The 678-nt window shown below is 67.0% G+C and carries 1 protein-coding gene; it reads right to left on the minus strand.

Going from position 1 to position 678, the window contains the following annotated elements:
* Positions 1-678 (minus strand): AMP-binding protein (locus tag ACK59H_RS22940; RefSeq protein WP_409264989.1); only part of this gene is annotated, 678 nt, incomplete at both ends.

Consider the following 678-nt stretch of genomic DNA (forward strand, 5'->3'; position numbering starts at 1 on the left):
TGCGGCGCCTGGTATTCGCGTGAGGACTGGCCCAGCTGCGGTTTGGGCAAGGCCTTGCGGTCGAGCTTGCCGTTGGGCGACAGCGGCATGCGCTCGAGCAGCACCCACTGGCTTGGCACCATGTAGTCCGGCAGCACGGCGGCCAGGTGCGCCTTGATCGCCGCCAGGCTGTCAGGCTGTTCAGCGACCAGATACGCCACCAGCTGTCCTTCGGCGGCCACCACCACCGCTTCGCGCACGTCAGCCTGCTCTTGCAAGCGCGCTTCGATCTCGCCCAGTTCGATACGCAGGCCGCGGATCTTCACCTGGTGGTCGATACGCCCGGCGTATTCGATCACCCCGTTCTCCCGCTGGCGGGCCAGGTCGCCCGTGCGGTACAGCCGCTGGCCTGCGCCAAATGGGCTGGTGACGAAGCGCTCGGCGGTCAGCGACGGGCGCCGGTGGTAACCGCGTGCCAGGCCAACACCGCCCAGGTACAGCTCGCCGGTCACACCGGGGCTGACAGGGTTCAGCTCAGCGTCCAGCACATAGGCCTGCAAGTTGGCGATGGGTTGCCCGATCGGCACGGTATCCTTGCCTTCTTCCACGCACGTCCAGTGGGTCACGTCGATGGCCGCTTCGGTCGGGCCATACAGGTTGTACAAACCGCTGTGCGGCAACAGCGCCAGGGTCTGGCGT

The sequence above is a fragment of the Pseudomonas sp. KCJK9000 genome, assembly GCF_046230725.1.
GTDB lineage: Bacteria > Pseudomonadota > Gammaproteobacteria > Pseudomonadales > Pseudomonadaceae > Aquipseudomonas > Aquipseudomonas promysalinigenes.